Source organism: Providencia rettgeri, assembly GCF_023205015.1.
GTDB classification, from domain to species: domain Bacteria; phylum Pseudomonadota; class Gammaproteobacteria; order Enterobacterales; family Enterobacteriaceae; genus Providencia; species Providencia rettgeri_E.
Genome location: NZ_CP096258.1, coordinates 4,007,638 through 4,032,972 on the forward strand (window position 1 = coordinate 4,007,638; position 25,335 = coordinate 4,032,972).

Annotated in this window: 25 protein-coding genes and 2 pseudogenes; 11 read left to right on the forward strand and 16 right to left on the reverse strand. The window is 40.8% G+C overall.

The genetic code is table 11. From position 1 onward, the window contains the following. Window positions 1-58: 58 nt before the first annotated feature. From dmsD to M0M83_RS18320, 4 genes are all read right to left on the reverse strand, one after another. Window positions 59-697, reverse strand: a complete 639-nt coding sequence (dmsD, locus tag M0M83_RS18305; protein ID WP_248467138.1) for a Tat proofreading chaperone DmsD — start codon at window positions 695-697, stop codon at window positions 59-61. A 62-nt stretch (window positions 698-759) separates the two neighbouring features. After that, on the reverse strand, window positions 760-1,611 hold the full coding sequence (locus M0M83_RS18310) for a DmsC/YnfH family molybdoenzyme membrane anchor subunit (RefSeq protein ID WP_248467139.1): 852 nt from the start codon (window positions 1,609-1,611) through the stop codon (window positions 760-762). Window position 1,612: 1 nt separating this feature from the next. Next, window positions 1,613-2,230: a DMSO/selenate family reductase complex B subunit gene (locus tag M0M83_RS18315; RefSeq protein WP_102138125.1), complete on the reverse strand. Its 618-nt coding sequence runs from the start codon at window positions 2,228-2,230 to the stop codon at window positions 1,613-1,615. 11 nt (window positions 2,231-2,241) lie between these two features. Beyond that, entirely contained in the window at window positions 2,242-4,686 is a 2,445-nt protein-coding gene (locus M0M83_RS18320; RefSeq protein WP_248467140.1) for a DMSO/selenate family reductase complex A subunit, read from the reverse strand. Between the two features lie 530 nt (window positions 4,687-5,216). Between M0M83_RS18320 and M0M83_RS18325 the strand changes: the two are divergent. Continuing rightward, window positions 5,217-5,303: pseudogene (locus M0M83_RS18325) on the forward strand (hypothetical protein); the annotation flags it as partial. Between the two features lie 650 nt (window positions 5,304-5,953). Here M0M83_RS18325 and M0M83_RS18330 read toward each other — a convergent pair. After that, window positions 5,954-6,274, reverse strand: coding sequence for a hypothetical protein (locus tag M0M83_RS18330; RefSeq protein ID WP_185746830.1), 321 nt, complete (start codon window positions 6,272-6,274; stop codon window positions 5,954-5,956). A 552-nt stretch (window positions 6,275-6,826) separates the two neighbouring features. Between M0M83_RS18330 and M0M83_RS18335 the strand changes: the two genes are divergently transcribed. Then, window positions 6,827-7,507 carry a hypothetical protein gene (locus tag M0M83_RS18335; protein WP_248467141.1) on the forward strand — a complete coding sequence of 227 codons (681 nt, stop codon included), beginning with the start codon at window positions 6,827-6,829 and terminating at the stop codon, window positions 7,505-7,507. Window positions 7,508-7,607: 100 nt separating this feature from the next. Next, a complete protein-coding gene (locus tag M0M83_RS18340) occupies window positions 7,608-7,901 on the forward strand; it encodes a DUF1240 domain-containing protein (protein ID WP_248468471.1) in 294 nt (97 codons plus the stop codon). Window positions 7,902-7,925: 24 nt separating this feature from the next. Here M0M83_RS18340 and M0M83_RS18345 read toward each other — a convergent pair whose 3' ends face one another. Next, window positions 7,926-8,399 (reverse strand): Hcp family type VI secretion system effector, encoded by a 474-nt coding sequence (locus M0M83_RS18345; RefSeq protein WP_248468472.1) that lies wholly within the window; start codon window positions 8,397-8,399, stop codon window positions 7,926-7,928. Between the two features lie 853 nt (window positions 8,400-9,252). On the opposite strand from M0M83_RS18345, the gene M0M83_RS21870 reads away from it, so the two are divergent. Continuing rightward, window positions 9,253-9,759: a PAAR domain-containing protein gene (locus tag M0M83_RS21870; protein WP_423811145.1), complete on the forward strand. Its 507-nt coding sequence runs from the start codon at window positions 9,253-9,255 to the stop codon at window positions 9,757-9,759. A gap of 24 nt (window positions 9,760-9,783) precedes the next feature. Continuing rightward, window positions 9,784-10,083 carry a DUF4225 domain-containing protein gene (locus tag M0M83_RS22040; RefSeq protein WP_282561527.1) on the forward strand — a complete coding sequence of 100 codons (300 nt, stop codon included), beginning with the start codon at window positions 9,784-9,786 and terminating at the stop codon, window positions 10,081-10,083. A gap of 60 nt (window positions 10,084-10,143) precedes the next feature. On the opposite strand, the gene M0M83_RS18360 is transcribed toward M0M83_RS22040, so the two are convergent. The 10 genes and pseudogenes from M0M83_RS18360 to M0M83_RS18405 form a co-directional block, all read right to left on the reverse strand. Continuing rightward, window positions 10,144-10,968, reverse strand: a complete 825-nt coding sequence (locus M0M83_RS18360; protein ID WP_248467144.1) for a DUF932 domain-containing protein — start codon at window positions 10,966-10,968, stop codon at window positions 10,144-10,146. 95 nt (window positions 10,969-11,063) lie between these two features. After that, complete coding sequence (locus M0M83_RS18365; protein WP_004917455.1) at window positions 11,064-11,498, reverse strand: antirestriction protein; 435 nt, start codon at window positions 11,496-11,498, stop codon at window positions 11,064-11,066. A gap of 197 nt (window positions 11,499-11,695) precedes the next feature. Continuing rightward, window positions 11,696-12,199: a hypothetical protein gene (locus M0M83_RS18370; RefSeq protein ID WP_231131548.1), complete on the reverse strand. Its 504-nt coding sequence runs from the start codon at window positions 12,197-12,199 to the stop codon at window positions 11,696-11,698. A gap of 37 nt (window positions 12,200-12,236) precedes the next feature. After that, window positions 12,237-12,583 (reverse strand): annotated as a pseudogene (locus tag M0M83_RS18375) (DUF932 domain-containing protein); the annotation flags it as partial. 59 nt (window positions 12,584-12,642) lie between these two features. Then, a complete protein-coding gene (locus tag M0M83_RS18380) occupies window positions 12,643-13,059 on the reverse strand; it encodes an antirestriction protein (RefSeq protein WP_248467146.1) in 417 nt (138 codons plus the stop codon). An 89-nt stretch (window positions 13,060-13,148) separates the two neighbouring features. Then, entirely contained in the window at window positions 13,149-13,319 is a 171-nt protein-coding gene (locus M0M83_RS18385) for a hypothetical protein (protein WP_248467147.1), read from the reverse strand. Between the two features lie 107 nt (window positions 13,320-13,426). Further along, on the reverse strand, window positions 13,427-13,873 hold the full coding sequence (locus tag M0M83_RS18390; RefSeq protein ID WP_104872832.1) for a hypothetical protein: 447 nt from the start codon (window positions 13,871-13,873) through the stop codon (window positions 13,427-13,429). A 14-nt stretch (window positions 13,874-13,887) separates the two neighbouring features. Next, complete coding sequence (locus M0M83_RS18395; RefSeq protein ID WP_210799349.1) at window positions 13,888-14,562, reverse strand: helix-turn-helix transcriptional regulator; 675 nt, start codon at window positions 14,560-14,562, stop codon at window positions 13,888-13,890. 56 nt (window positions 14,563-14,618) lie between these two features. Beyond that, the gene (locus M0M83_RS18400) at window positions 14,619-15,347 is read right to left on the reverse strand and encodes a DUF3944 domain-containing protein (protein ID WP_071547780.1); all 729 of its coding nucleotides are present in this window, start codon (window positions 15,345-15,347) and stop codon (window positions 14,619-14,621) included. A gap of 269 nt (window positions 15,348-15,616) precedes the next feature. Next, entirely contained in the window at window positions 15,617-16,597 is a 981-nt protein-coding gene (locus M0M83_RS18405; protein ID WP_248467148.1) for a hypothetical protein, read from the reverse strand. Window positions 16,598-17,381: 784 nt separating this feature from the next. Here M0M83_RS18405 and M0M83_RS18410 point away from each other — a divergent pair. The 6 genes from M0M83_RS18410 to M0M83_RS18430 all read left to right on the forward strand — a co-directional run bounded on the left by M0M83_RS18410 (window position 17,382) and on the right by M0M83_RS18430 (window position 25,335). Then, window positions 17,382-18,422 (forward strand): YagK/YfjJ domain-containing protein, encoded by a 1,041-nt coding sequence (locus tag M0M83_RS18410; RefSeq protein WP_248467149.1) that lies wholly within the window; start codon window positions 17,382-17,384, stop codon window positions 18,420-18,422. A gap of 113 nt (window positions 18,423-18,535) precedes the next feature. Next, on the forward strand, window positions 18,536-18,772 hold the full coding sequence (locus M0M83_RS18415) for a helix-turn-helix transcriptional regulator (protein WP_248467150.1): 237 nt from the start codon (window positions 18,536-18,538) through the stop codon (window positions 18,770-18,772). Between the two features lie 275 nt (window positions 18,773-19,047). Beyond that, the gene (locus M0M83_RS22045) at window positions 19,048-19,437 is read left to right on the forward strand and encodes a putative zinc ribbon protein (protein ID WP_423811146.1); all 390 of its coding nucleotides are present in this window, start codon (window positions 19,048-19,050) and stop codon (window positions 19,435-19,437) included. Window positions 19,438-19,565: 128 nt separating this feature from the next. Next, window positions 19,566-22,007 carry an EcoAI/FtnUII family type I restriction enzme subunit R gene (hsdR, locus tag M0M83_RS18420; RefSeq protein ID WP_248467151.1) on the forward strand — a complete coding sequence of 814 codons (2,442 nt, stop codon included), beginning with the start codon at window positions 19,566-19,568 and terminating at the stop codon, window positions 22,005-22,007. Window positions 22,008-22,078: 71 nt separating this feature from the next. Continuing rightward, the gene (locus M0M83_RS18425; protein ID WP_248467152.1) at window positions 22,079-23,551 is read left to right on the forward strand and encodes an N-6 DNA methylase; all 1,473 of its coding nucleotides are present in this window, start codon (window positions 22,079-22,081) and stop codon (window positions 23,549-23,551) included. Further along, the gene (locus tag M0M83_RS18430; RefSeq protein WP_248467153.1) at window positions 23,551-25,335 is read left to right on the forward strand and encodes a restriction endonuclease subunit S; all 1,785 of its coding nucleotides are present in this window, start codon (window positions 23,551-23,553) and stop codon (window positions 25,333-25,335) included. The genes M0M83_RS18425 and M0M83_RS18430 overlap by 1 nt, the downstream gene beginning before the upstream one ends.

Sequence of the window (25,335 nt, forward strand, 5' to 3'; positions counted from 1 at the left end):
ATAGATTAATTGCAGGCAATTGAATTAGATATATTAATTGCCAACAAAAAACAAAATGCTACAGGGTATCATTTCCTCTGAGGTGCACGCTTTTCTCTAATACAGGCAATGTTAACTGTTGTTGATATCCATCCAATGTTTCTTTTGCCAATATTGCTAATGCACGGTAAAAATCGCTGTTAGCCGAATCTATCAATACTTCAAGAAAATGTGCCGACCAAGGTAATAGATGCCAAGCGAGTAACTCTTCTAAATCCGCTCTACGATTTTGCTCAGCGAGCCAAGCCGCTAACATCAAGATCAGCCCAAAGTGGTCTTCTGGCTCTTTTTGTGTCGTTACGGGTTCAACACCTTTGGCTCGCATCCATTGGCGCAGCTCAACGGTTGAATCACCAAAAACAATCTTTTCTTTGTCTAGCCAGACTGACCCCCAAGGAGGCGCGGGTAAAGCATAAGGCCCGATAAACAAGCGCTGCCATACTTCACTGAGTGGTTCGTTTTCCTGAGTGCTGGATTGCAAAAGTTGGCTAATTTTCGCTAAGGAAGGTAAAGCAAATGGCCATTCTTCATGCCAAGTTGGCTCTTGTAAAATCGCAATAATCTCTGCATTGTTTTCATTTTCTGGTGAGAAATAAAATAAAGATCCCAGAACCCGGCCTGTCACTGCCACGTGCTCAAGAAAGTGCGCTTCTTGCATATTGATTGTCTCTGAAGTTATCAGCGCAGGGAGACCAGCTCCTGCGCTGAAAGGTTTACCAATTAAGCCACAGCCATGCCGACTGTCATATGTAAACCATAGAATAGCCCACGACCAATAAATTCACCAACCAGTACCAATACGGTGCCTAGCAGTAAACTCAAAACTGAAGGCTGATTTTGTCGTACAATAGGCAAAATCCATAGCAGCAACCCAAGACTGGTCACCACGATGCGTATCACTTGTAAAACACCGAAATCAGGGACTAAATCTACGGCTTTTTGTACAGAAGTGGCAATTAGCGCGATTTCTCCGCTTTGCAGTAAAACTGACGCGATAGTCACGATATAAGCGATAACACTAATAAGGGCTAATTTACCACTATTAAACGGAAACTTAGCCACTCGTAATAGTAGAGTGCCTAAAATTGGCCCAACAACAAACAGGGTCATAAAGAAGCCGATGGTGGTATGTGGCGTATTCCATGTTGGCACCGTGCTTATCATATAAACTCGAGTCATTGCCCAAACAAATAACAGCCCCATCAGCATGGTGATGATTAACCACACTTTGTCCAACCCTGTTGGCATTTTTTTCATTGCAGATAACAGCCACCATAGGCCACCCAAGGCAAAGAAAATGGAGCCAAACAGCACTTCGTTACTTAATGATGACGCAAACACACGGTTCATCGAGTTAAATGCACGCATCGGTGAACCCATATGCATCATGGATGCGAGAAAACCTAACCCCATCAACACCCATAACGCCAACATTGCATTCACAATGCGCTGTTTTTGTGATTTATCATCTGTCGATAACCAGGCAAGCCCAGTCACAATCACGCCACCTGCAATACTTTGGCCTAATACTGTAAATAAAATGAGCGGCCATTCGTGTAATCCATTGCCCATGTTATACCTCCCGAGGATTGGCTAAATGGCCTGTCGTATCATTGACAGGACGACTATTGGCATTGGGTTTAATGACAATATTAGGCTTGGTATAGTGCGCTTCAGGTAATGGCGCAATCTCTGCCAAATTGCCATGTTTTTCACGTAACTCTTCAATAGGGCCAAAGTCTAATGCACGCAGTGGGCAAGACTCAGCACAAATTGGTTTTTTGCCAACCGCAACACGTTCATAGCAACCATCGCACTTGGTCATATGCCCTTTTTCGCTATCAAATTGCGGCGCACCGTATGGGCACGCCATATGGCAATAGCGGCAACCAATACAGACGCTTTCATCCACAACGACAAAGCCATCCTCACGTTTGTGCATCGCGCCACTTGGGCACACTTTGACACAAGCAGGGTCTTCACAGTGGTTACATGAAATCGACAAATAATAACTAAATACGTTTTGATGCCACACGCCGTTATCTTCTTGCCAATCTCCCCCTGCATATTCATAAATGCGTCTAAAATTCACCGCAGGAGATAAATTTTTGTAATCCTTACACGCTAATTCACACGTTTTACATCCTGTGCAGCGCGCAGAATCAATATAAAAACCATATTGTGTTGTCATGATTTATCTCCCTATACCCTTGCCACTTCAACTAAATTACTGTGTTGTGGATTACCTTTCGCTAACGGTGACGGGCGCAGAGTCGTCAGGACGTTTAGGCTTCCACCATGGTCCACCTTGTTTTCATCAGGCGCGTACCAAGCCCCTTCCCCCATGGCCACAACCCCAGGAATGATGCGTGGGGTCACTTTGGCAGCGATCTGCACTTCCCCTCTATCGTTGTATATACGCACTATGTCGCCATCTTTAATATTGCGACGTTTTGCATCAATAGGGTTGATCCACATCTCTTGTAAACAAGCAGCCTTAAGCACATCAATGTTGCCGTAGGTGGAGTGAACGCGCGATTTATAGTGGAAGCCACTCAATTGCAGTGGATATTTTTCGGTGAGCTGATCATCATGGCTTTCAAAGCCTGGAGAATACATTGGAAGTGCTGATATCAAATCGCCCTCTGCGAGGGTCCATGTTTTCGCGATATCCGCTAATTGTGATGAATAGATCTCAATCTTGCCTGACGGGGTATTTAATGGGTTCGCAATTGGGTCTTCGCGGAAAGCTTTGTGTGCCACGACATGCCCTTGTGGGTTCATTTTTTTGTAAATCCCTTGCTGCTGGAATGTCTCAAAATCAGGTAGCTCAGGTAACTTTTGTCGTGAGATTTCATACAAATGGCGTAACCACTCTTCTTGAGTTCGCCCTTCGGTAAATTTCTCTTCAACCCCCATACGGCGTGCAATTTGTGTACACATTTCATACACCGTTTTGCTCTCAAAACGTGGTTCAATGGCTTGGCTAGCGAAAATCACATACCCCATATTACTGGCGGCACCATCCAAGCAAAAATCCATTTGCTCAGAAGCAGTGCAATCAGGCAGAACTAAATCTGCATATTTCGCAGAGGCGGTCATATGGTTATCAATCACCACTATCATTTCGCATTTTTTATCATCCTGAAGAATGTCATGCGTTTTATTAATATCAGAGTGTTGATTGATTAAACTGTTACTGGCGTAGTTCCAAATAAACTTAATCGGCACATCCAGTTTATCTTTGCCTCTAACCCCATCGTGAGTTGCGGTCATTTCTGGGCCGCGTTCAATAGCATCCGTCCATAAGAATACGGAAATACTCGCTTTAACTGGGTTCTCTAACGTTGGCATCCGCTCAAATGGAATGTCATAGTTCCCTTCACGAGCCCCCGTATTTCCCCCATTGATACCCACATTACCCGTTAAAATCGGTAACATCGCAATCGCACGCGCAGTTTGCTCGCCGTTCGAATGGCGTTGTGGCCCCCAACCTTGGCTAATATAAGCTGGTTTTGCGGAACCGATTTCACGCGCTAATTTAATAATTTTATCCGCAGGGATACCGGTGATTTGCGCAGCCCATTGTGGCGTTTTTTCGACACCATCATCCCCTTGGCCTAAAATATACGCCTTGTAGTGGCTGTTTTTCGGGGCATCAGCGGGAAGCGTTTTTTCATCATAGCCCACGCAGTATTTATCTAAGAAAGGTTGGTCAACCATATTTTCTGTGATCAGCACATGGGCGAGCCCCGCGACTAATGCGGCATCTGTTCCTGGGCGGATCGGGATCCACTCATCTTCACGTCCCGCTGCGGTGTCAGTATAACGTGGGTCGATCACGATCATTCGTGCATTGGAGCGCTCACGGGCTTGTTCCAATTGGTAAGTAATGCCACCACCGCTCATACGCGTTTCTGCGGGGTTATTCCCAAATAGCACCACTAATTTTGAGTTTTCGATATCGGAAACACTATTCCCCGCCCCGCTACCATAGGTATAAGGCATCGCACAGCTAATTTGTGCTGTACTATAGGTACCATAATGATTTAAATAGCCGCCCATACAGTTCATCAAGCGGGCGATTGGGGAATTCGCTGGCGGCCAAGAACGTGCGACGGTACCGCCTAATGTGCCAGTCCCATAGTTCAAATACACGGCTTCATTACCATAATCGGCAATAATCCGTTTTAGATTGTCGCTAATTAAATCGTAGGCTTCTTCCCAACTAATTTGTTTGAATTTACCTTCACCCCGCGCCCCAACGCGCAGCATCGGGTATTTCAAGCGGTCAGGGTTATAGACACGACGGCGCATTGAGCGCCCGCGTAAACAGGCTTTAACTTGGTGCTTATTACCGTAAACATCATCACCGGTATTGTCGGTTTCGACATATTTTATTTCACCATCAACAATATGCATACGCAGTGGGCAGCGACTCCCACAGTTAACGGTACATGCGCTCCAAACTATTTTTTCTTCCGGCGTGGCCGTTTTGGATGTAGTTTCACTGGTATCAGCAATACTGTTAAAAGGTAAACTTAGCGCTCCACTTGCAAGTGCGAGTCCCCCGACGGTACTGGTTTGCATTAGCTTCCTGCGGCTGATCCCCGATTGGAGTATTCCCTCAGATAATGCTTTACTCATAATCTGCCTCACTTAACATTGCTTCAGCGTTTTAAAATGGCTTTTTGAAATTTATTTTTATCTTTAATTCATTTATCTACTTTCAATGACCATTTTATCGTTAGGGCTCAGTAGGGCATTGTGCGCGATCAACAATCCAACACAAAAAGTATGGTTTTTATCTATTAGCAATCATTAAATAACATTGAAAATAAAACCATTCCAGTTTTTATCATTAAAAATTAATTTAATTAAAATAAATATAGTGAGATTATTTCTTAAGTTGAGTTGATTTAACTATTTTAAAGCCTTTTTATTTAATAAATATTTTTTAATTAATAAATTGCGCCATTCGTTTCTATTGTGCAAATGAACAAATAAATTAACAATTGACCGTACAATAAACACAGCTATCTTCACATTATTTTAATAGTACTTCCCTACTATTAAGATTACCTCTAACCAATAGCCAATCATATATATCACATCGTATCTAAATTAATTAGATACATTCCTTCTAACCAATCGATATTATTAATAGGACTGTAAAAATGAAAATAAACGTATTATTAGATTTGAAGAATAATTTAGGAGAAGGCCCTGTTTGGGATATTCAACAGCAACGCTTATATTGGATTGTAGTGGCATAGTTATTATTGGCCTATTCATAAAAAATGATAAATTAACATGATAAACTCAATTAGAAATCATCATACATACTACCAACCGATGAGTACTATTTCCTTGATAAATAAATGATTAAGCGGACCACATTCATCACGAGATCAAAAACCACGCAAGTCAGAGTCATAAAAATGGTAAAACCTCGCAAGTAGCTCCCTATCAAAACAGTTTTGAAGTTAGCGTATGCGGAGTCCCATATTAAAAACGAACCGATGGGAAATTTTACGAAAACGTAAAAATACCAGAAAACTAAAGAAATGATGGTAGGTATGAGGAAATACAACAATACACGATAAGCTAAGTTTATGTGTGTTTTAAGGTAGTAGTAATATACAAGGGCCAATACGACTGCATAAAACAACAAACCTAAACTTAATGCATCATAAAAAGCAATTGAAATTGACTCGTTGTTTCCCCCTTTTTTATATAACGTAAAGAACAGTTGATGGACTGTTTCAAGATAATAAAACAAAACACCTAAACAAATTGAAATATAAGAAATAACTGCTGAATGATGTTTATTGGAACGGCCTGCGTGGTGGCATAGTGATGAAGACATTCGGAACGACACCTTCCTGTGATTGAATATTGAGTAAATGTTTTTTTAACCCCCATGGAGCAAAAAACTCATCTGGAATATTATTAAATACTCCACCACTTTCACGCAAAAATCGAGCGACATTTGAGGCACAATAAATTCAATCAAAACTATATCTTCACCATCATCTAAATGAAACTTAAGATAACTATCCCAATCAAATTCTGGATATTCAAAGAAATCCCCTGACCCTCTAAAGCTTTCTACTGAACCTCGGCACTCTTTTTCCTCACACCCTTCATATGTACCCGCAGGATCATACAAAAATGCATCTTCACCTTCACCAAGGATAAGTCCTGCATGACCAATAAATACATTATTGATCATGATAAAAATTCTCACATAATCACCTTGTCCATTGGCAATTGCGGTTTGAAGTTTAGGATCATTGTCCCTAATAATAGGAACTGGCCGCCGAGTAGTAAAAAGATCATTCCTCACTCAAATAACTCATTGTTAGCTATGCTAGAGAGTAATAACGGGGAGGCTTTATCGTCAGCTTTGACAAAAACAAAATTCCCATAGAATCATAAGTTGAACATCCAGTTGGAATAAGGCCTTACTTGTTTCCTATGAAAGTGAGATAAATGATGTCAGCCATAATTCCTTTAATTTCCATTGAATATTATCAATGCTTCTCATAAGCTTAACCTAAGCTAAATTTCAGAAGGAACTAGCATCGCATATAAATATGACCCCGTATCAAAAACACTCATTGATGCGGACGCGAAATTTAGCTTCGAAGAGGTACCTAACTATGATGAGCTTTACTATCAAGCTAATCTAATAAAAATTAAAAGTATTCTTAACAATGAAAAAGACGATGATAATGTTGCTGCAGTAGCTACAATTGAAGAAGCAGATTATATTTTAAAGAATATGTCCACCCCCACGCCTTTCAAAGACCCGAAAGAGGCTTTATTTGGTATTGGTAATTTTATTTCTAATTACTCATCGAATATCTATGAAGCCCATCGTGTTGCTAGAATTATCAATGAATTTAGAAATATTAATATCCAAGCAACTGAATATGTTGGCCCAAACAGTAATGTTTATATTCGTCTATCTGAGCATGCTGGAGTTAGAGCTTACTTAAATGGGACTCGGTATTTAATCAACAATCCTCGCATTCTATACATGGGCGTTGGAACCCAAGGTATGAATAACATATCCGTTGGTGCAACTCGATTCGCAATCGTTTTTTCAGCAGCTTACAGAGTAGTAGAATTAATATTCAAAAGTGAATATACGCTAGTAGATTTTTTTGTAAACATCACCATGGATATGGCAAAATTAGCTATTAGCACTCAGATAAGTACTACCATTGTAGGAGGTTTAACAACCGCAGGATTAATTACAGGAGGAAGTGTTATTGTCATATCCGTGGGGATATTTTTACTAGGAGCAGCAATCGATTATGCTCTGTATAAATTAGATGATGAATTCCAAATTAGTACGAGTATTATTAAAGCCTTAAAAACTCACAGGCCAAGAAAACCTGAAACACCTTACCATCCAGATCAGTTTTTTTCTCAGTGGGGGAGATTCAGTCGTGATTAAAATAAACTCATTTAAATTATACTTAATTGCAGCATTTCTTTTATTTTTGGCTTTATTTTGTTTCTATGACTCGATAATTTTTTATAAAAATTATTTCATGATGAAAGATAGAATTTTATTTTCATTTCAAACTGGTCTACTTTGTTTTGCAGCACCTTTTATTATTTATTTTTCATACCTATCTTTTATATGTGGATATACAAAAAAACCACAAAAAATGAATAATAAATTAGCCCGTTTTTTTGCCGGAATCGGGGTAGTGGGTATCATATTTAGTTCTTTCTTTTCGGCCTATGTCAGCATTGATTTAGCATCGAAGGGCTACTACACGTGCTACAAATCATCTATTTTTGCACCAAATGAATATGTTATATCAAAAGAGATGTGTAAATAATATGCATCTCTTTTGATGCTAAAATTACTTAACCATCTCACTATTAATGCTGTAACTTGATGTGTTCGTCATTAGATGGCTTCTTGATATAGATTCGTATTTCATTTGAACCCGTTGATATGGCATGGATTCATTATCTTTTATTGAATCAGGAAATATGTCAGAAATCTCAATCAAGGAAATGCCAGTGAGTTTAATTTCGTAGTATTTTTCAAGTTGCCCCGCTTGACTGGTGCGGTAAAACATAAATTTTGCTTCTAGCACTTCGTTACTATCCAAAGCCACTGAAAGTAAGGGAGATGATTTATCAATCGGCTTAGTAAATACGACGGGTTTATATGAAGCATTCTGCTCGCGAAAGGAACCACTATTTAAGCCGATTATCTGAATTTCGTCTTCATGGCCGACCTGATAACGATTACCTATTGAATCCTGAGATGAGCACCCTGCCGAAATTAAACCTTGGCTTTTACCTTTAACACTAAATACGTCGGATATGCCATACCCTCTCCTGTAATCGTTGGCCTTTAACTATTAATTGTTCATATTACCTGAATTTAGGTTAAGTGGACAGAACCATTCGAGTGAATATAAAGAAACAGGCCATCACTACCGGTCAGTGTGTAAGCTTTCTCGTTTTATTTAGCTGCACGAATTTTCGTATCGGTTAATGCCATATTCTTTATCCTTCCACCTTTGAGCAAGCATATACTCTAAATAATTCGGATTACATGTAGGCAGCGAGTGAAGATAGCCGAGGAGCATAGATAACTATGTGACTCGGATAACTGAATGAAGCCAACAACCATGTAATTCGAAGTATGACGAGTATACATTCATTATCGAAGCGACGTATATACTCACTCGGAGGTTGAGTTAGGTTGACATGCATTGACTGAAAACACGGGGAAAGCCTTGCAAACACTGGATTTTAGATACAAAAAAAGACGTCTGTTGACGTCCATTGTTGTTCTTATGGTGCGAAGGCCGGACTCGTACTTTACAGACAATGCATTGTTTTTATTCAGTATAAATTTACAGATAATTTTTTGTATACTTAAATGTATACTCAGTAGTTTGGGGTTTGAAAACTAAATTAATTAGCATCACTCCCTCTCTTACATAAGCTTCTGCCATAATACCATTTTATCCTTCTTGTTGGACATTATTAAAATACTAACACCCTACTCTTATCTATTGTAATCCTTAGTAATTGTTAAAAATAACTTGTCAATGCCTTAACACTGCTCAACAATAACATTTAACTTAAGTGCAATTACGTTTAGGGACAGACATGGCTATAGGCTATTTTTTACGTGTTGGTGATAAAACAACTTGCGGTAGTTAGATTCTGACGGGTGATAATACTTTTATATTTCATGGAAGATCGGCTGCACGTCAGGGCGATCTAGTTACCTGTGGAAAGCATTCTGGGACATACAACATACTTGGTGGCGTTAGCAATGTATGGGGTAATGGCAGAATGATGGCGGGAACACTGGATAGCTTTAGCTCCTGTCCATGCAAAGCAAGACTGATAAACTCGATCACTGATTGCTACAGCAAAGAAGATGAACCGATGTCTCGCGCATATAACCCTGTAGCTACCCAGGCTCCTATTCAGCAAACAATTAGCCAACCAAGTAATCATTATGCTCCTCCTATTATTGCCAATAACAGCAACAAAATTAAAATTGATGCGCAACACCTAATTGATTGTACTGATGAGCTTTGTGAAAAACACCTCTATTATCCAGACATAAAGAATGCATTCCAAAGTCAAGTAGAAGCTTTTGCTTATCTTGTTGTTGATCAAGTTGAATCTGGCCAAAAAAGTTATGAACAAGGTTCTGCCTAGTTAAAACAGGAAGAGAAAAGCTTACTGGAACAATCACTAAACTGGTTAACTAATGGTCTTTCAATTTTTGGTGGTGCAGGCATGGTGTGGGCTGGTGGTGCATTATGTGGAACAGGGCTTGGCTGTATTATCGGAGCTCCTTTAATTGCACATGGCGCTAATGGTATTTACGAGGGTATAGAAGGTTTAGTAGAAGGACGAGACGATATCGATGGCCCACTAAGAGATACATTATTCAATTGGAGTATACTCGTTTCAGCTGTGATCATTTTATTATTTTATTTAAAAATGATATGGGCATTAGAGTCTTTAGGACGGCGTTAATATAGGGTAGAGCCTTAGTCTCTACCCACATTATACCCACCCTAAGCACTCAATGGAGCTTCATTTGTTAATATACTCATACATCTTTTCAGTCATCACCCACAGCGCCTTATTCAATTTAATATCCCCATCAATACCGTTCACTGAACGAGTACGAGCGCGTTTACCTTTCGCATTTCTGCCTGATAATCCCCCTTTAATTAAATTTTCTTGCAAACGTTGGTACACCGTCCAAAGATCGTCCTTCTTATCTTCTACACGGCGTGGCTGTAATACTTGCGCTTCGGTGATCGGCTGATGCGCTTCACCATAACGATATGTGAGAGCAGATTGAGCAAAGATGTGTTGTGCGGGTGGCGGTAATATCAAGCTTTGCATTTCTTCGCGTTTATCTGCGATGGCATCGAAGGTGCCTAATACTTCATAAGCCCCTTCAATGACTTTATTCACCACATCGCCCTTGTGCGGTACTCTCACTTCACCAAACGTGTCACCGCAAACGAGGCCATTACAGCAAATGGCTCTAAAGAAGCCGGGTAACATTTGATAGCTACTTGAGCCATCATGGCTATTGAGTAAGATGATTTCAGGCACTTGACTTCCTGTAATTTGGTCATGGCGTCGAAGTCTTAACATATGCTTGGTGTGCTCTCGGCGACTAGCATCACGTACACGGGTCTGGCAAGCAAAGAACGGATAGAAGCCTTCTTTTTGAAGACTATCCAATAAGGTAATAGTTGGGATATAGGTATATCGTTCACTGCGGGATTCGTGTTTGTTTTCACCAAAAACACTGGGTACAGTACGATACAGCTCTTCGGTAGTTAGCGGGCGGTCACGACGAATAGAGCAAGCATTGCCAAAACGGGAAGCTAAACGAGACATAGGGGTTCTCCTCAGTAATTAAACTGATAAATAATTCGATAAATGGATTAAATGAAGATTGCTGGTGGGGGAAAGATAAAACCGTGACTGATAAATCAGTCTATAAGGCGAAAGATTTGAGCTTGCTCCGGATGCTGTATAGCGTAATCACGCAACAGGTAAAAATATTCCACCAGCACAGGGCTTTCGGTTTTAAATGACCAGATGCTATACACCAGTAAACAGACAGCAATACCGGCTGCCTCCGGGCTTAACTCAGCTTCATTTCCGTTATGCGGGTTAAACATTTGCAGGGAGGTTTCGAGCATATCAGGCCAGATAAATGCGCCGCCATTAGACAGCATACTGAACTCCCAGAAAGCACCTTGATAGCGATTACAAAGCTTCGCCATCATGTTAAAGATATCGCCTTCAATACGTTGCCAGTCTGGCACAGTACCAAAGTAAAAACGCCAGAAGGTACTACGACCACGGGAATTGACGAGGTTGGTTTTGATAACAGTTGATTCTTGCTCTTGTAAAGTAAACATAATAGAACTCCAATTCAGTCGATATTGATAGACAGTAATAAACAAAAAAGCCCTACACCTTGTGGTGCAGAGCTTTCTAAAAATGATAGGTATATTGAGTATCATTTTTAGTGACTCATTCTGATGATTGATTCACTAAAATAATATAGATATAAAAGTAAATGTAAGTTAATTAATGGGTTAGTCTGATGATGCTTTTATAATGAATCAGATTCGGGGATCCCTTCATCTGCTAATTGATAACCGATGTTATTCACGACGGTTTTGGGATCTAGTTTAATCTCAACAAGGTGCTTTCCTGTCTCTACGGATCCTTTATAGACATTGAGGGTGCTAAAAGGCTGACCTTCTTCATTACTGCCATCACTGACAAGATAGGTAGTATCACCATTACGTATAGTAAACTCACTGATGCTATAAAACCGATTACTTTGACTAGCAAATGAAGTTCTGTTTGCAGGTACAAAGATATCCATCTCTTTTTTTTCTACCCCCACTTTACCAAAAGAATAAGATACAGAAGGTGAAACAATGCAGATCTCAACTTCCTTCTTATGGTTCGCTGTTTGAGCATAAAACACAGGTTTAGCACAACGAGATAGATGAGCTTGGCGTAAATCCTTATGTGGAGTTGCATAGCTCAATGGAATAACTAATAAAGAAGTAAGAACAATTAACGGTAGTTGGATTGATCGTTTCATACATTTTCCTTTTCGTAGATACCCTGTCAGAATAACATAGTGGATCATAAATAATTCTACCATCATGACTATTAAGCAATATAATTTCCGGCACTTGGCTACCTGTAATTTGATCGTGGCGTCTCAGGCGCAACATATGCTTAGTATGATCGCGACGGCTTTCATCTCGCACACGAGTTTGGCATGCAAAAGAACGGATAAAAACCTTCTTTCTGTAAACTATCGAGTAAGGTATGTAGGAATATAAGTGCACTTTTCGCTACGAGATTCATATTTTTCTTCTGAAAACACACTGGGTACTGTGCGAAACAATTCTTCAATCGTTAATGGGCGGTCGCGACGGATACTATTTGCCGCACCAAAGCGGGATGCTAAGCGAGTCATAATGAATTTCCTTTAAAATAAAGTAGATAGATAAGAAGTCGGCGTAAATAAGGGCGAGGTTAATCGATTAAATGGAAAATAGCGGAACGTTCAGGATGTTGCGCCGCATAATCACGCAATTGATAAAAGCGATCGACGAGGGTGTCACTTTCCGTTTGAAAGGACCATAAACTGTACATCATCAAACACACAGCTATGCCCGCAGCTTCAGGACTGAGTTCCGCTTCGTTACCATTATGCGGATTGAATAGCGTAAGCTCCTCTTGATTCAAATCGGGATAAATAAAAGCGCCGCCATTAGATAAAGTGCAATATTCCCAATACCCGCCGTGGTAGTCCTCACAAAACTGGCCCATGGTAGTAAAAATCACCACTTCAAAGGTTGAAAAGCCTTTAACGTTGCCAAAATGAGTTTGCCAAAAATGCGTGCGCTGGCGGTTGGAAGCGGGTGTTGAGATGATGGGTTCAAGTGTCATAAAAAAGCCCTTTTGTGGATGTTACGAAATAAAAAAGGCAGACCGATTGGTCTGCCGTTATGTTGAATCTACATTGAAATAGTTGAGTTTTAGTGGTCACTAAATAGCCCGTTGAGTAGTCGTTCAATGGCTCCCCCCAATAAGGTTGTGCAAGCAAGCGTCGCCCCAAGTCGAGCCGCTTGAATTTCCGTGTCGGAATACTTGCCTTCAAGCGCAAGTTGTTCATTGACCGTCTTCTGGGCGTAGTAGGTGATAGACATCAGTGTCACAACACTCACAGAGGTGGCGATAAGTTTAAAAATCGTCATGATGAATTCCTAGGAAGTAAGCCTGTGTGAGAACAGGCTCAAGTAAGGGTGAGCGTAACTTATTGAGGACCAGACCAGTTATCACTATCCAAAACTAAAAAAGAGTCACAGCCTGATTGACCTACAGTACAAACTCGCTTGGCTATTGATTTAGGTGGCCATTTTTTATCGGCTGAATAAGCTAAACCATTATTATCGACGCAGGCGACTTTTAACCAGTTAGCCGCTGCACCACGATTATAATAAACGCTACTAATACAGGTCATCGCGGTAGGGGCAGGAAAACCTTTTGCTTGTCGAATTGGAGTGTCGCCTGTCAACTCTCCATGAGGCACACCTAGGACAGGTCTTTCATTACTCTCATTTTTCTCCTTCAATTTTTGACCATATTCTGGCGTTAAATAGTAGGTATAACGTGTGGGCTGAATTTCACCGGGTAGGTGAAGTGCTAATGCTTGAGCACAAACCGTTAGCGAGATTAAAGTCGTAAATAGTACCTTTTTCATAAAGATGAACTCCATTATTTCATTAAAGATTGGATATATTGGTAATGGGGCAAGGCTTGAATAAACGCCTCTTCACATAACCGTTGGTTGAGGTCTTCACGATAACGAAAGCCCCGCGCCGTCATGACCACGTCTTGCAAGGCCATCACATCAAAGACATGAATGTGCTCCGCGATATCAGCGGCGAGATACCAATGACCTTGGTAATAAATCAACTTATACGGGGCAACGTTCGTGATGTTTTTTCCTTGGTGGGCAAATTGCAGTAAACGCCGTTTCACAATGGCTTGTGTCAAGATATAAAAGCCCCCGAACAGCGAGGGACGCTGTTCGGGCGGGGTATGGTAAACAATAAACGGTGAATCAATCGTCGGGTCGAGCAGAACTGCTAGCAGCTTCCTGTCTAAAGCCGGAAACAGTGAGGTGACATGCGTAATGGCGGCAAAGCGCAATATGTCCTTATCGGTACGAAAGGGACGCTGTGATGCTGCCAATCGATAGCCACCTTGGTGATATTCCAAGTCCAGATATTGAAGGCGCTCATTAAAGTCACGCCGTAGGGTACGAGTCGAGACATTGAGCTCTTCTGACAGCTCGGATAAATAAACGGTTTCCCCGCGAAATAATTGACTAATAATAAACGCCAACCGAGACGCAAGCCGGTCATGGCGAGACACAGAAGTCGACATGATGTTGTCCTTATTAAAATAGCTCCGGCAAGCGGATAGAATGGGATTGATAAACCTTATTGCGATAAGGCTTTTTGTCGTAAGTACGCCACAATGATGCAGGCGGGGACGGTGACCCGATAAGCGGGTCCCGCTAAGTCAGCGACAAGCCATGCCGAGCTCACGGCAAGACCAATCGGCCCAGCAATCAAGGAAAGTGCTCGGTGTGCGGCAAAGAGTGTGCCAATGGTGGCAACCCCGCCGAGCGCATTAATTACACCAATGGCTGAGAGTGTGGCCACTTCCAGAGCAGCAATGCCTGAGGTACGGATAGCCGCTTGAACCGCAATCAAAATCAATTGTGGCGTGGGGTTGGTGAGGTTAAGTTGCATATCACGAGAGAAGGTTTGTAGCTCTTCTGTGGTCAGCTCATTTAAGCTTTTTTCTAATACTTTCAATAACAAATTTAATTCCAAGGTTTCGGTATTACCCTCCTTTGGATAATTGACATCAAGGTGGTCACAGACATCTTGTAAAATTTCACGGTACAACACGCCTTTATTACCTCGAACGAGACTCATCAAGCTGTTAGCCCCAAAGGCTTGCAGCTCAGCCGCAATCGACATCCAATATTGTTGGTGTTCAGGGTGGTAGAGTTGATATTCAGGTGAGCTGGTCAAGGTTTCAGTCCAGCGTTTTTGCCCGTCTTTGCTGTCGTGAGTTAGGACGGATACAAGTAAGCCCAGTTCTTCGTTACTGCATTCACGTAAAAACGCTAAATCGGTATCTAATCGGTAAGTTGCCATCGGTGTTATTCCCTAGCTTGAAAAAGAGAACACCACGATAACAACCTCACTGGACAGGTTATGTCCGGCTATTTGACTTTTTTTTTGAGATAAAAAGGAGGGAAAATGACAGGGTGTGTCACAATAATTTTGTAACTATTTGATATAAAATTGATTTTATATATCATGCTAGTATTGTGTATGTGAGATTTTCTTGAGTTAGTATCGACTCAAGTTAAAACACTAATCGGATGAGGAAGAGACTGGTCAAATAACCAGCCTTATATTTATCATTTTGAATTGCGATATTCACTTTCAATCAGGTATGTTACCATATCGACAATGGTTTTATCATAGGCTTTTGCTAACTCATCTAAGTGATTTTTTACACTGATATCCAAGTAACAATTTAGCGATTTCTTATTTTCTCGTTCAGCTCTAAATTTTCGTTGCCGACAAGCTTTACTCATATCCTGAAGCAATAGCCGTTTTTCTCCACGAAATCTGGGTTGCCAAACTCTCAAGGCGGCATATATAGCTAATGAGTACTCTTCCTCGTTAGTTGGATTAAAAATATTTATAGATAAAGAATCAAAATTAGGAGAGCTTTGATGTAAGTTTCTTTGTTCTCGTCCATACTTATTTAAGTAATCCCATGCCCATTCGAGCGTATTATTATCGCTAGATAACCACTTTAAATTTTTCACTTCATCACAAGACATTTTCCAATAGCGCTTTGCATCGGAGATTAGTTGGTGTTTATCGATAGGTAAAAAAGCAATATTTAAATAAAGCTTAATAGATAAGAATCTTTCCTCATGATTACTACCATTCTCATTTACCTTTAATATATCTATCCAGTCATTATAGTTTAAACCATTAATGTAACTGTCTATTTTTGATTTTTCCTTATCATATTGTGTTACTGGCAATTCGTTTCTTAAAATATTATCTTGATTACAAATCAAATAACACCATAGAAAAGAACAGGCAGCTTTATCTTTTTTTACCCATAGAAAATTCTTGTCATTGACTATATTTGAATCAATAGAGTTATAAATTAAATAAACAAGGCTATCATAATCTTCTGGGATTTCATTAATTAGTGACTTTAGTACGTTCTTTATTTCAGTCCAGTTTTCAAGCTTATAATGAAGGTATTTTTCATTCAAATGATCATCATAATTAAAAATATGTAAAATAAAATATTTACATTTAACGGAGTCATTAGAGTTTAATAAATTATCAAATACTACCTTTTTATCAAACATTTTTATTCCTATTACATCGTAGTGAAATTGAATTCATATTGACATGTTATCGTGACAATTAATGTGATTGTTGTAGTATAATTGCTTTATTTATGATTAATTACTGCATGAAGTTACATAGTAAATACGTAGTCATTTATCTTCTATTATTGTTTTTTGGTTAGTCTACTACAGCAACCAAGGTGAAAAAAGAGGATAACTATCATAAAAAAGGACTAACTTTCACTGCTAATAAATGGTATTTAATACTATACTTTGCCATTCAATACTGAGAATAATACGATTTGCAACCAAAGAATTTCGCATAAAAATTAGGATTGTTTATTATTAATGTTATAGTGTTATTAATGTTATAGTGTTAATTCTATAGTCATTCAATTGATAATCGCACCAACATGTATAACCAAAGAAGTAATTGAGCCATACACACAAGCACAATAACCACTAATGGTGCTTATTATTCAAACATGATTTAACTCCATCCAATGACGAAATGCTAATTTTTATTAATTAGCACTAATTAATAAAATCATAATTAAAAATAACAAGCACTCTGAAATTTAGTTTAACTCATCTATTCGGTTCGGTTATGAAATTAAGAGTCAATATCTTTAAATTAGTATTACTTGGAGTAAAAACATAATACCTTGCCAAAAAATAATGGAATTAAACATAAAACAATTAATATCTAATAAATATAATAATGGCTAACGGTTATCTAACGAGTTAAAAATAACTTCTCTGCCTGATGATACGAATCTTTATTCAATCACAGGCAAATAAAATGACAAATCGTGCACTACACTTAAATCAAGTTGTTCTCTCTACTAGGTTTGAACATGACCGTTTAACGCTAACTCGAGACCACTCACTACGTGAGCTGGTGTCTCTACTTATGGGAAATATTAAACACCTTTCAAAACGTCTAACTCATAAATTAGATTTATATCAAGGCATTCCCTTGTCACCTAATAACCCTCGTTTGCAGCTCACCTCGGCATCCCCCAAAGGTGAGCTCTTTTTAGAAACGCTCAAGTTCACCCGTTACATTCAATCAATGAAAATATCGCAAATACAGCACTTGCATCCCACTCTTGCGCTCTTGGTCTCTCTTGTTAACAAATACCGCCTAAGCGATATTCTGATAGAAGGCGATAAATACTGGATGGTGGATAGCCCTGAACACGTTCAGTGGCTTAACGAGGCCTTTCGTGAGTTCCAAAGCACGTTAAAGAGCCCTGACTACAAAAATCAAATCCGTACCTTTGAACAAGGCGCTCAGAAGAACTACCGTCGAGCTCAGCAATACATTGACTCGTTGTATCAACGTTACTCCAAACTGCTAGTTGTGCGTGTAGACCTGTCTTACAAAAGTGGTATTTGCCATAGAGTCAAAGCTCACCACCTTCGTCAGCATCGACAAGCCCTGTACAAAGCCATTAATAGCGACCGACTCTTTTCATGCTGTGTCGGGTATATCTTGAAATTGGAATTCGGCATGGAAAAAGGCTTCCATTACCACGCTTTGTTTTTCTTTAACGGTCAAAAAGTGAGGCAGGACATCACGCTGGGTAAACTCATTGGTGAACTCTGGCAAGAACGTATTACAGACATGGCTGGTTTGTACTTTAACTGCAATTACCAAAAAGAAAGATATCGTGAACTGGGTATTGGACTATTACCCCGAGGTAATGCTTATCTGAAGAAAGGATTGTTGAATGCGGTAAGGTATTTATGTAAAGCCGATGCATGGGTCCGTCTGGCTGTGCCTGAACTCAAACGCACCTTTTGGCGAGGCGAAATCAAACCGAGAAAACGTCAGTAGTTAGCAACCAAATTATTTTTTACACATCCGGTTAATGATGTGGAGTGATATCCACATCCCATTTTTCGATATCGCTCCTGCTTTTTATCCACATTAAAAACAGGAGTTTTACCATGAGCACGCAAACTGAAAATACTGCATTACTTAATGACCAATTCATTGACATGAAATTTATCACCACACTAACGGGGTTAACGGATAAGTGGTTCTATAAGTTGATCCAAGATGGCGAATTCCCAAAACCCATCAAGTTTGGTCGTATGTCGCGCTGGTTAAAAAGTGAAGTCGTACAGTGGTTACAAGCACGCATTGATGAATCGAGAGGGGTCAACTCCGCTCTTGGATCCTAAGGCACTAGCGCGAGTCGCCGTGCATTTTCCATAGCATCCCCACCCATTACCCACCAACTCAATTTCAACCACACCTGGCGCGATTGAATGCGCTCTAGGCAAAGCGACGTCCTAAATATACGAACCTGACTCGATATGCATGCAGGCACAGCTCAGTGGTCTTCTAAGTTTCATGGTGGGTTGCCGAGTGTGGATCCTGAATGTTGGGTACTCAGAACGTTTAGTTTAAGTTTTACAGAAGGAGCACAACCATGCTTAAATTACATGAAGTCAAAATGTCGCTAGCCTTAACGCAGAACAATCGTTTCGCGGGAGCCAATCAGGAATCGAGTTATTCACGAGAAAACTATTACTGTGCTCACTGCGGTGAGCCCGTCACACTGCACAAGACGCCAACGGAGTCGTGGTTTACTCATTCTGATCCTCAGACCGCAGAACACTGTCCGCGGGTCATCAGTAAGCTCAAGAGCTTAGAAGACAAGGCACGACTGAGCATACACGTCCGATCAGCTTCACCCATTTTAAAGGTCATGGATTGGTTTTGTGTGCGGTGTCATGAGTATTTTACTAGTAATAAAAAATGTTGCCCAAAGTGCCATGAGGGGATTTGGTGTATTCCTGCTTTGAATGTGACAGAAGAACATCAGCCTAAAACAAATAGGTAATTTCCATATAAGCGATTTAAATATTAATGGATTTTAATAATTATAATGCTATTCACTTTATAACCTAACTCCCTCCTATATTCTGTGTATAATTAAGCACTAATCCCAATTTCGTTAAGAGAGCTGCTATGGCTGGTGTGAATAAAATTCATCTGACTGAAACGGACATCATTACTAAGTATATCCTCCCTGCGGTTAAGGATGCAGGTTGGGATGTGATGTCGCAGATCCGCCAAGAAGTCAAACTTCGTGATGGCAAAGTGGTGGTCCGTGGTAAGTTAGCAGCACGGTTGACAGTGAAATCAGCCGACATAGTGCTCTACCATAAGCCAGGGTTGCCCCTTGCCGTCATAGAAGCGAAAGCGAATAAACACGAAATGGGGAAAGGGATGCAGCAAGGGCTAGATTACGCACGCCTACTCGACGTCCCTTTTATTTTTGCTTCTAATGGCGATGGTTTTATCTTCCACGATAAAACAAATCCAGTACAGCTTGAGTCAGAAATAACACTCGACGACTTTCCAACACCAGAACAGCTTTGGACTAAATACTGTACTTGGAAAGGTTTTACTGCCGAGCAGCTACCCATAATTAGTCAAGATTACTACGATGATAGTAGTGGAAAGTCCCCTCGTTATTATCAGCTACAAGCCATCAATAAAACCGTAGAAGCCGTTTCAGCTGGACAAAAACGTGTATTACTCGTAATGGCGACGGGGACTGGCAAAACCTATACCGCATTTCAGATTATCTGGCGTCTATGGAAAGCAAAAAATAAAAAACGCATTCTGTTTCTTGCCGACCGCAATATCCTTGTCGATCAAACTAAAAATAATGACTTCCAACCTTTTGGCAGTGCAATGGCAAAAGTGACAGGTAGAACAATTGACCCAGCCTATGAAATTCAATTGGCACTTTACCAGGCAATTACTGGTCCAGAAGAGCACCAAAAAGCTTTTAAACAAGTTGCTCCCGATTTCTTTGACCTGATTGTTATCGACGAGTGCCACCGAGGTAGCGCCTCGGAAAACAGCGCATGGCGAGAAATTCTTGAATACTTCAGTAGTACGACCCAAATTGGCTTGACCGCAACCCCAAAAGAAACCGATGACGTTTCCAGCACCGATTACTTTGGCGACCCCGTTTACACTTATTCACTTAAAGAAGGTATCGAAGACGGCTTCCTGGCACCTTATAAAGTAGTTCGAGTCGATATCGATGTCGACTTACAAGGTTGGCGTCCCACAAAAGGCCAAGTTGATAAACAAGGCCAGCTGATTGATGACCGAATTTATAATCAAAAAGACTTTGACCGCACTATGGTGATTGATGAGCGTACCCAGCTGGTGGCTCAAACCATTACTGATTACCTAAGGCGCACCAATCCAATGGATAAAACCATCGTTTTTTGTAACGATGTTGACCACGCTGAACGTATGCGCCGTGCATTGGTAAACCTAAATCCAGAGCAAGTGCGAAAAAATGAAAAATACGTGATGAAAATCACTGGCGATGACGACATTGGTAAAGCACAACTCGATAATTTCATCAACCCGAAAAAGCCTTATCCAGTGATTGCAACCACCTCTGAACTGATGAGTACCGGAGTGGATGCTCAAACCTGCAAACTGGTCGTGCTAGACCAAAACATTCAATCCATGACCAAATTCAAGCAGATCATCGGGCGTGGAACACGTATTAACGAGAAGTTCGATAAACTCTGGTTCACCATTCTCGATTTCAAAAAAGCTACCGAACTGTTTGCAGACGAGCGCTTTGATGGCGTACCTGAAAAAGTTATCCGAACAACACCTAACGATATTTCCGATCCCGAGTCTGATTTCAATGATGTATTAGAAGATGAGGTTCCAGAAAACGAAGCGTCAGATAACGATATATTTGCCGGCGCAGAAGAACCGTCCGCTCACTATGGCGCAACATCAGAAAATGCCAGCGGTGCTTTCGAAGAGTCCGACGACAACAGAATTCGCAAATATCATGTCAACGGAGTTACCGTAAAAGTACTGGCAAAACGCGTTCAATATTACGATGCCGATGGTAAATTAGTCACCGAATCCTTTCAGGACTACACCCGTAAAACGCTACTCAAAGATAAAGACTTTGCCTCTCTTGATAACTTCATTCGAAAATGGCACTCTGCCGAACGCAAACAGGTTATTATTGATGAGCTCCAGCAACTCGGCGTGCTTTGGGAAGTATTAGCAGAAGAAGTGGGCAAAGACCTTGACCCATTCGATCTCCTTTGTCATGTGGTTTATGGTCAACCGCCCCTAACGCGTAAAGAACGGGCTGACAACGTGCGTAAACGTAATTACTTCACCAAATATTCAGAACCTGCTCAGCACATACTTAATACCTTGCTGGATAAATACGCGGATGAAGGCGTGCAGGAAATCGAAGGTATTCAGGTACTAAAACTGAAACCGTTCGACAACCTAGGCCGTCCGCTAGAAATCATCAAAAGTAGCTTTGGAAATAAACAAGCTTACGAGCAGGCAGTCAATGAACTGGAAGATCAAATTTATCAGTTACCACCTCGCCAGGCCTAATAACCCATATTATTTTACCACCGTGAGTCATCAGCTCTCGGTGGTTTCATTTTTACCAATGGAATACCAATATGTCGATCAGCTCAGTAATTAAATCCTTACAAGACATCATGCGCAAAGATGCAGGTGTAGACGGTGATGCTCAGCGCCTTGGACAACTGTCTTGGCTATTATTTCTGAAAATATTTGATACTCAGGAAGAAGAGCTGGAACTCGAGCAAGACAATTACCAACTCCCCATTAATGCGCGTTACTTATGGCGTACTTGGGCGGCAAACAACGAAGGAATGACTGGAGATGGACTGCTCGAATTCGTTAATGACGATTTATTCCCTGCTTTAAAAAATCTGACCGCACCTATTGATAAAAACCCACGTGGTTTTGTGGTGAAACAAGCGTTTAGCGATGCCTATAATTACATGAAAAATGGTACGCTCCTACGCCAAGTCATCAATAAGCTTAATGAAATCGACTTCAGCAGCAGCACCGAACGCCACTTGTTTGGTGATATCTATGAACAAATTCTACGCGACTTACAAAGTGCAGGTAATGCAGGTGAGTTCTATACCCCGCGCGCCGTTACGCGATTTATGGTTAATCGTATTGACCCGAAATTGGGTGAGTCGATTATGGATCCAGCGTGTGGTACAGGTGGCTTCCTTGCTTGTGCGTTCGACCATGTGAAAGAGCATTACGTTAACACCACTGAAGATCATAAAACACTACAACAGCAAATCTACGGCGTTGAAAAAAAACAACTCCCGCATTTGCTGTGCACCACTAATATGCTATTGCATGGTATTGAAGTTCCAGTACAAATTCGTCATGACAATACATTGAACAAGCCACTATCCGCTTGGGATGAACAACTCGACGTCATTATCACCAACCCACCTTTTGGTGGCACTGAAGAAGACGGGATTGAGAAAAATTTCCCAGCGGAAATGCAAACCCGCGAAACCGCCGACCTGTTCCTGCAATTGATCATTGAAATACTGGCTGATAAAGGCCGTGCAGCCGTCGTCCTACCGGATGGCACATTGTTTGGTGAAGGCGTCAAAACCAAAATCAAAAAATTGCTAACCGAAGAGTGCAATCTACACACCATCGTGCGGTTACCGAACGGCGTGTTTAACCCATACACCAGTATCAAAACCAATATCCTCTTCTTCACCAAAGGTCAGGCAACCAAAGAAATCTGGTTCTACGAACACCCCTACCCTGAGGGAGTTAAAAACTACAGCAAAACCAAACCGATGAAGTTTGAAGAATTCCAAACTGAAATTGACTGGTGGGGTAATGAAGCTGATGGCTTTGCAAGTCGTGAAGAAAACAATCAAGCGTGGAAAGTCAGCATTGATGAAATCATTGCCCGTAACTTTAACCTCGATATCAAAAACCCGTATCAAGGTGAAACTATCAGCCACGACCCCGACGAATTACTGACGCAGTATCAAACACAACAAGTTGAAATCAGTAAACTGCGTAATCAGTTACGCGATATCCTAAGTGCGGCATTAGCTGGCAATAAGGAAACAAACTGATGACCGTTGAGCAACTGATTACCGACCATATCGATATTTGGTCTTCTGCGCTACAAACTCGCTCCACCGCAGGGCGTGGCAGCAACGGTAAAATTGATCTTTATGGTATTAAGAAACTGCGCGAGCTGATCTTAGAGCTGGCAGTTCGTGGCAAATTAGTACCTCAAGACCCAAATGATGAACCCGCCTCAGAGCTGCTAAAGCGCATTGCAGCTGAGAAAGCGGAACTGGTGAAGCAAGGTAAAATTAAAAAACAGAAGCCGCTGCCAGAAATTAGTGAAGATGAAAAGCCGTTTGAATTGCCGGAAGGGTGGGAGTGGACTTCATTAAATGAGATTGCATTAATTAACCCCAAAATAGAAGTAACAAATGATGAGCAAGAAATCTCTTTTGTCCCAATGCCTTGTATTTCTACACGATTTGATGGTACACATGACCAAGAAATAAAGAAATGGGGAGAAGTAAAGAAAGGCTATACGCATTTTGCGGACGGAGATATCGCTTTGGCTAAAATAACACCTTGCTTTGAAAATAGTAAGGCTGTCATTTTTGAGGGCTTAAAAAATGGAGTGGGTGTGGGTACAACAGAATTACATGTTGCTCGCCCATTAAGTTCTGAACTAAATCTTCAATATATTCTACTTAATATAAAAGCACCTCATTATTTAACTATTGGTGAATTACAAATGACTGGTTCAGCGGGTCAAAAACGTGTACCACGAAGTTTCTTTGAGAACTACCCTATTCCGTTTCCACCAAAGACTGAACAAGCAAGAATAGTAGAAACATTCTCGGAACTAATGTCCCTCTGCGATCAACTGGAACAACAATCACTAACGAGTCTAGAAGCACATCAACAACTAGTTGAAACTCTGCTAGCAACGCTTACTAATAGCCAAAACGCAAAAGAACTCTCTGAAAACTGGTCGCGAATCAGCCAGTATTTCGACATATTATTTACCACTGAAGCGAGCATCGATGCACTAAAGCAAACCATTTTGCAATTAGCCGTCATGGGTAAACTGGTTCCACAAGATCCTAACGACGAACCTGCATCTGAACTGGTAAGGCGTATTGAACAAGAAAAAGCACAAATGGTGAAAGATGGCAAAATTAAAAAACAAAAACCATTGCCGCCAATTAGTGATGAAGAAAAACCATTTGAGTTGCCGCAAGGGTGGGAATGGTGTCGGATCGGTGAAATCATTGCTAATATGGATGCTGGTTGGAGCCCTGCATGTTTACCAGAGTCATCTCCCAATGAAAATATTTGGGGAGTATTAAAGACCACAGCGGTGCAAAATTTAGAATATAGAGAGCAAGAAAACAAAACCTTGCCTAGTAGCAAACAACCTCGACCACAGTATGAAGTTCAAAGCGGTGATATCTTAGTTACAAGAGCTGGTCCAAAAAATAGAGTAGGTATTTCATGTCTAGTTGAGAATACAAGATCTAAACTAATGATATCAGACAAAATTATTAGATTTCATTTAGTTTCAAATGCTATATCAGCAAAATATATTTCCTTATGCCTCAATTGTGGTGTGACAGCTGATTATCTGGAAGCATCAAAATCAGGTATGGCAGAAAGCCAAATGAATATATCCCAAGATAATTTAAAACTAGCCCCGGTAGCACTTCCACCCACTGCGACTCAGCTGAAAGTGATATCGACTATTGAGAATTTCTCCAAAGTCTGCGACACCCTTAAATCCGGTCTGCAATCCGCCCAACAAACCCAGCTCCACCTGGCGGATGCGCTCACTGATGCAGCATTAAACTAA

Excerpts from the sequence above, each read along its gene's own strand:
- M0M83_RS18400 (WP_071547780.1), bottom strand. The coding sequence starts at position 15,347 with ATGGCAACTTACCGATTAGATACCGATTTAGCGTTTTTACGTGAATGC.
- M0M83_RS18365 (WP_004917455.1), bottom strand. The coding sequence starts at position 11,498 with ATGTTTACTTTACAAGAGCAAGAATCAACTGTTATCAAAACCAACCTC.
- dmsD (WP_248467138.1), bottom strand. The coding sequence starts at position 697 with ATGCAAGAAGCGCACTTTCTTGAGCACGTGGCAGTGACAGGCCGGGTT.
- M0M83_RS18395 (WP_210799349.1), bottom strand. The coding sequence starts at position 14,562 with ATGTCGACTTCTGTGTCTCGCCATGACCGGCTTGCGTCTCGGTTGGCG.
- M0M83_RS18390 (WP_104872832.1), bottom strand. The coding sequence starts at position 13,873 with ATGAAAAAGGTACTATTTACGACTTTAATCTCGCTAACGGTTTGTGCT.
- M0M83_RS18415 (WP_248467150.1), top strand. The coding sequence starts at position 18,536 with ATGAGCACGCAAACTGAAAATACTGCATTACTTAATGACCAATTCATT.
- M0M83_RS18380 (WP_248467146.1), bottom strand. The coding sequence starts at position 13,059 with ATGACACTTGAACCCATCATCTCAACACCCGCTTCCAACCGCCAGCGC.
- M0M83_RS18310 (WP_248467139.1), bottom strand. The coding sequence starts at position 1,611 with ATGGGCAATGGATTACACGAATGGCCGCTCATTTTATTTACAGTATTA.
- M0M83_RS18340 (WP_248468471.1), top strand. The coding sequence starts at position 7,608 with ATGAAAGATAGAATTTTATTTTCATTTCAAACTGGTCTACTTTGTTTT.
- M0M83_RS18320 (WP_248467140.1), bottom strand. The coding sequence starts at position 4,686 with ATGAGTAAAGCATTATCTGAGGGAATACTCCAATCGGGGATCAGCCGC.
- M0M83_RS18360 (WP_248467144.1), bottom strand. The coding sequence starts at position 10,968 with ATGTCTCGTTTAGCTTCCCGTTTTGGCAATGCTTGCTCTATTCGTCGT.
- M0M83_RS18405 (WP_248467148.1), bottom strand. The coding sequence starts at position 16,597 with ATGTTTGATAAAAAGGTAGTATTTGATAATTTATTAAACTCTAATGAC.
- M0M83_RS22045 (WP_423811146.1), top strand. The coding sequence starts at position 19,048 with ATGTCGCTAGCCTTAACGCAGAACAATCGTTTCGCGGGAGCCAATCAG.
- hsdR (WP_248467151.1), top strand. The coding sequence starts at position 19,566 with ATGGCTGGTGTGAATAAAATTCATCTGACTGAAACGGACATCATTACT.
- M0M83_RS18410 (WP_248467149.1), top strand. The coding sequence starts at position 17,382 with ATGACAAATCGTGCACTACACTTAAATCAAGTTGTTCTCTCTACTAGG.
- M0M83_RS18385 (WP_248467147.1), bottom strand. The coding sequence starts at position 13,319 with ATGTCTATCACCTACTACGCCCAGAAGACGGTCAATGAACAACTTGCG.
- M0M83_RS18330 (WP_185746830.1), bottom strand. The coding sequence starts at position 6,274 with ATGATCAATAATGTATTTATTGGTCATGCAGGACTTATCCTTGGTGAA.
- M0M83_RS18315 (WP_102138125.1), bottom strand. The coding sequence starts at position 2,230 with ATGACAACACAATATGGTTTTTATATTGATTCTGCGCGCTGCACAGGA.
- M0M83_RS18425 (WP_248467152.1), top strand. The coding sequence starts at position 22,079 with ATGTCGATCAGCTCAGTAATTAAATCCTTACAAGACATCATGCGCAAA.
- M0M83_RS18335 (WP_248467141.1), top strand. The coding sequence starts at position 6,827 with ATGTCCACCCCCACGCCTTTCAAAGACCCGAAAGAGGCTTTATTTGGT.
- M0M83_RS18430 (WP_248467153.1), top strand. The coding sequence starts at position 23,551 with ATGACCGTTGAGCAACTGATTACCGACCATATCGATATTTGGTCTTCT.
- M0M83_RS18370 (WP_231131548.1), bottom strand. The coding sequence starts at position 12,199 with ATGAAACGATCAATCCAACTACCGTTAATTGTTCTTACTTCTTTATTA.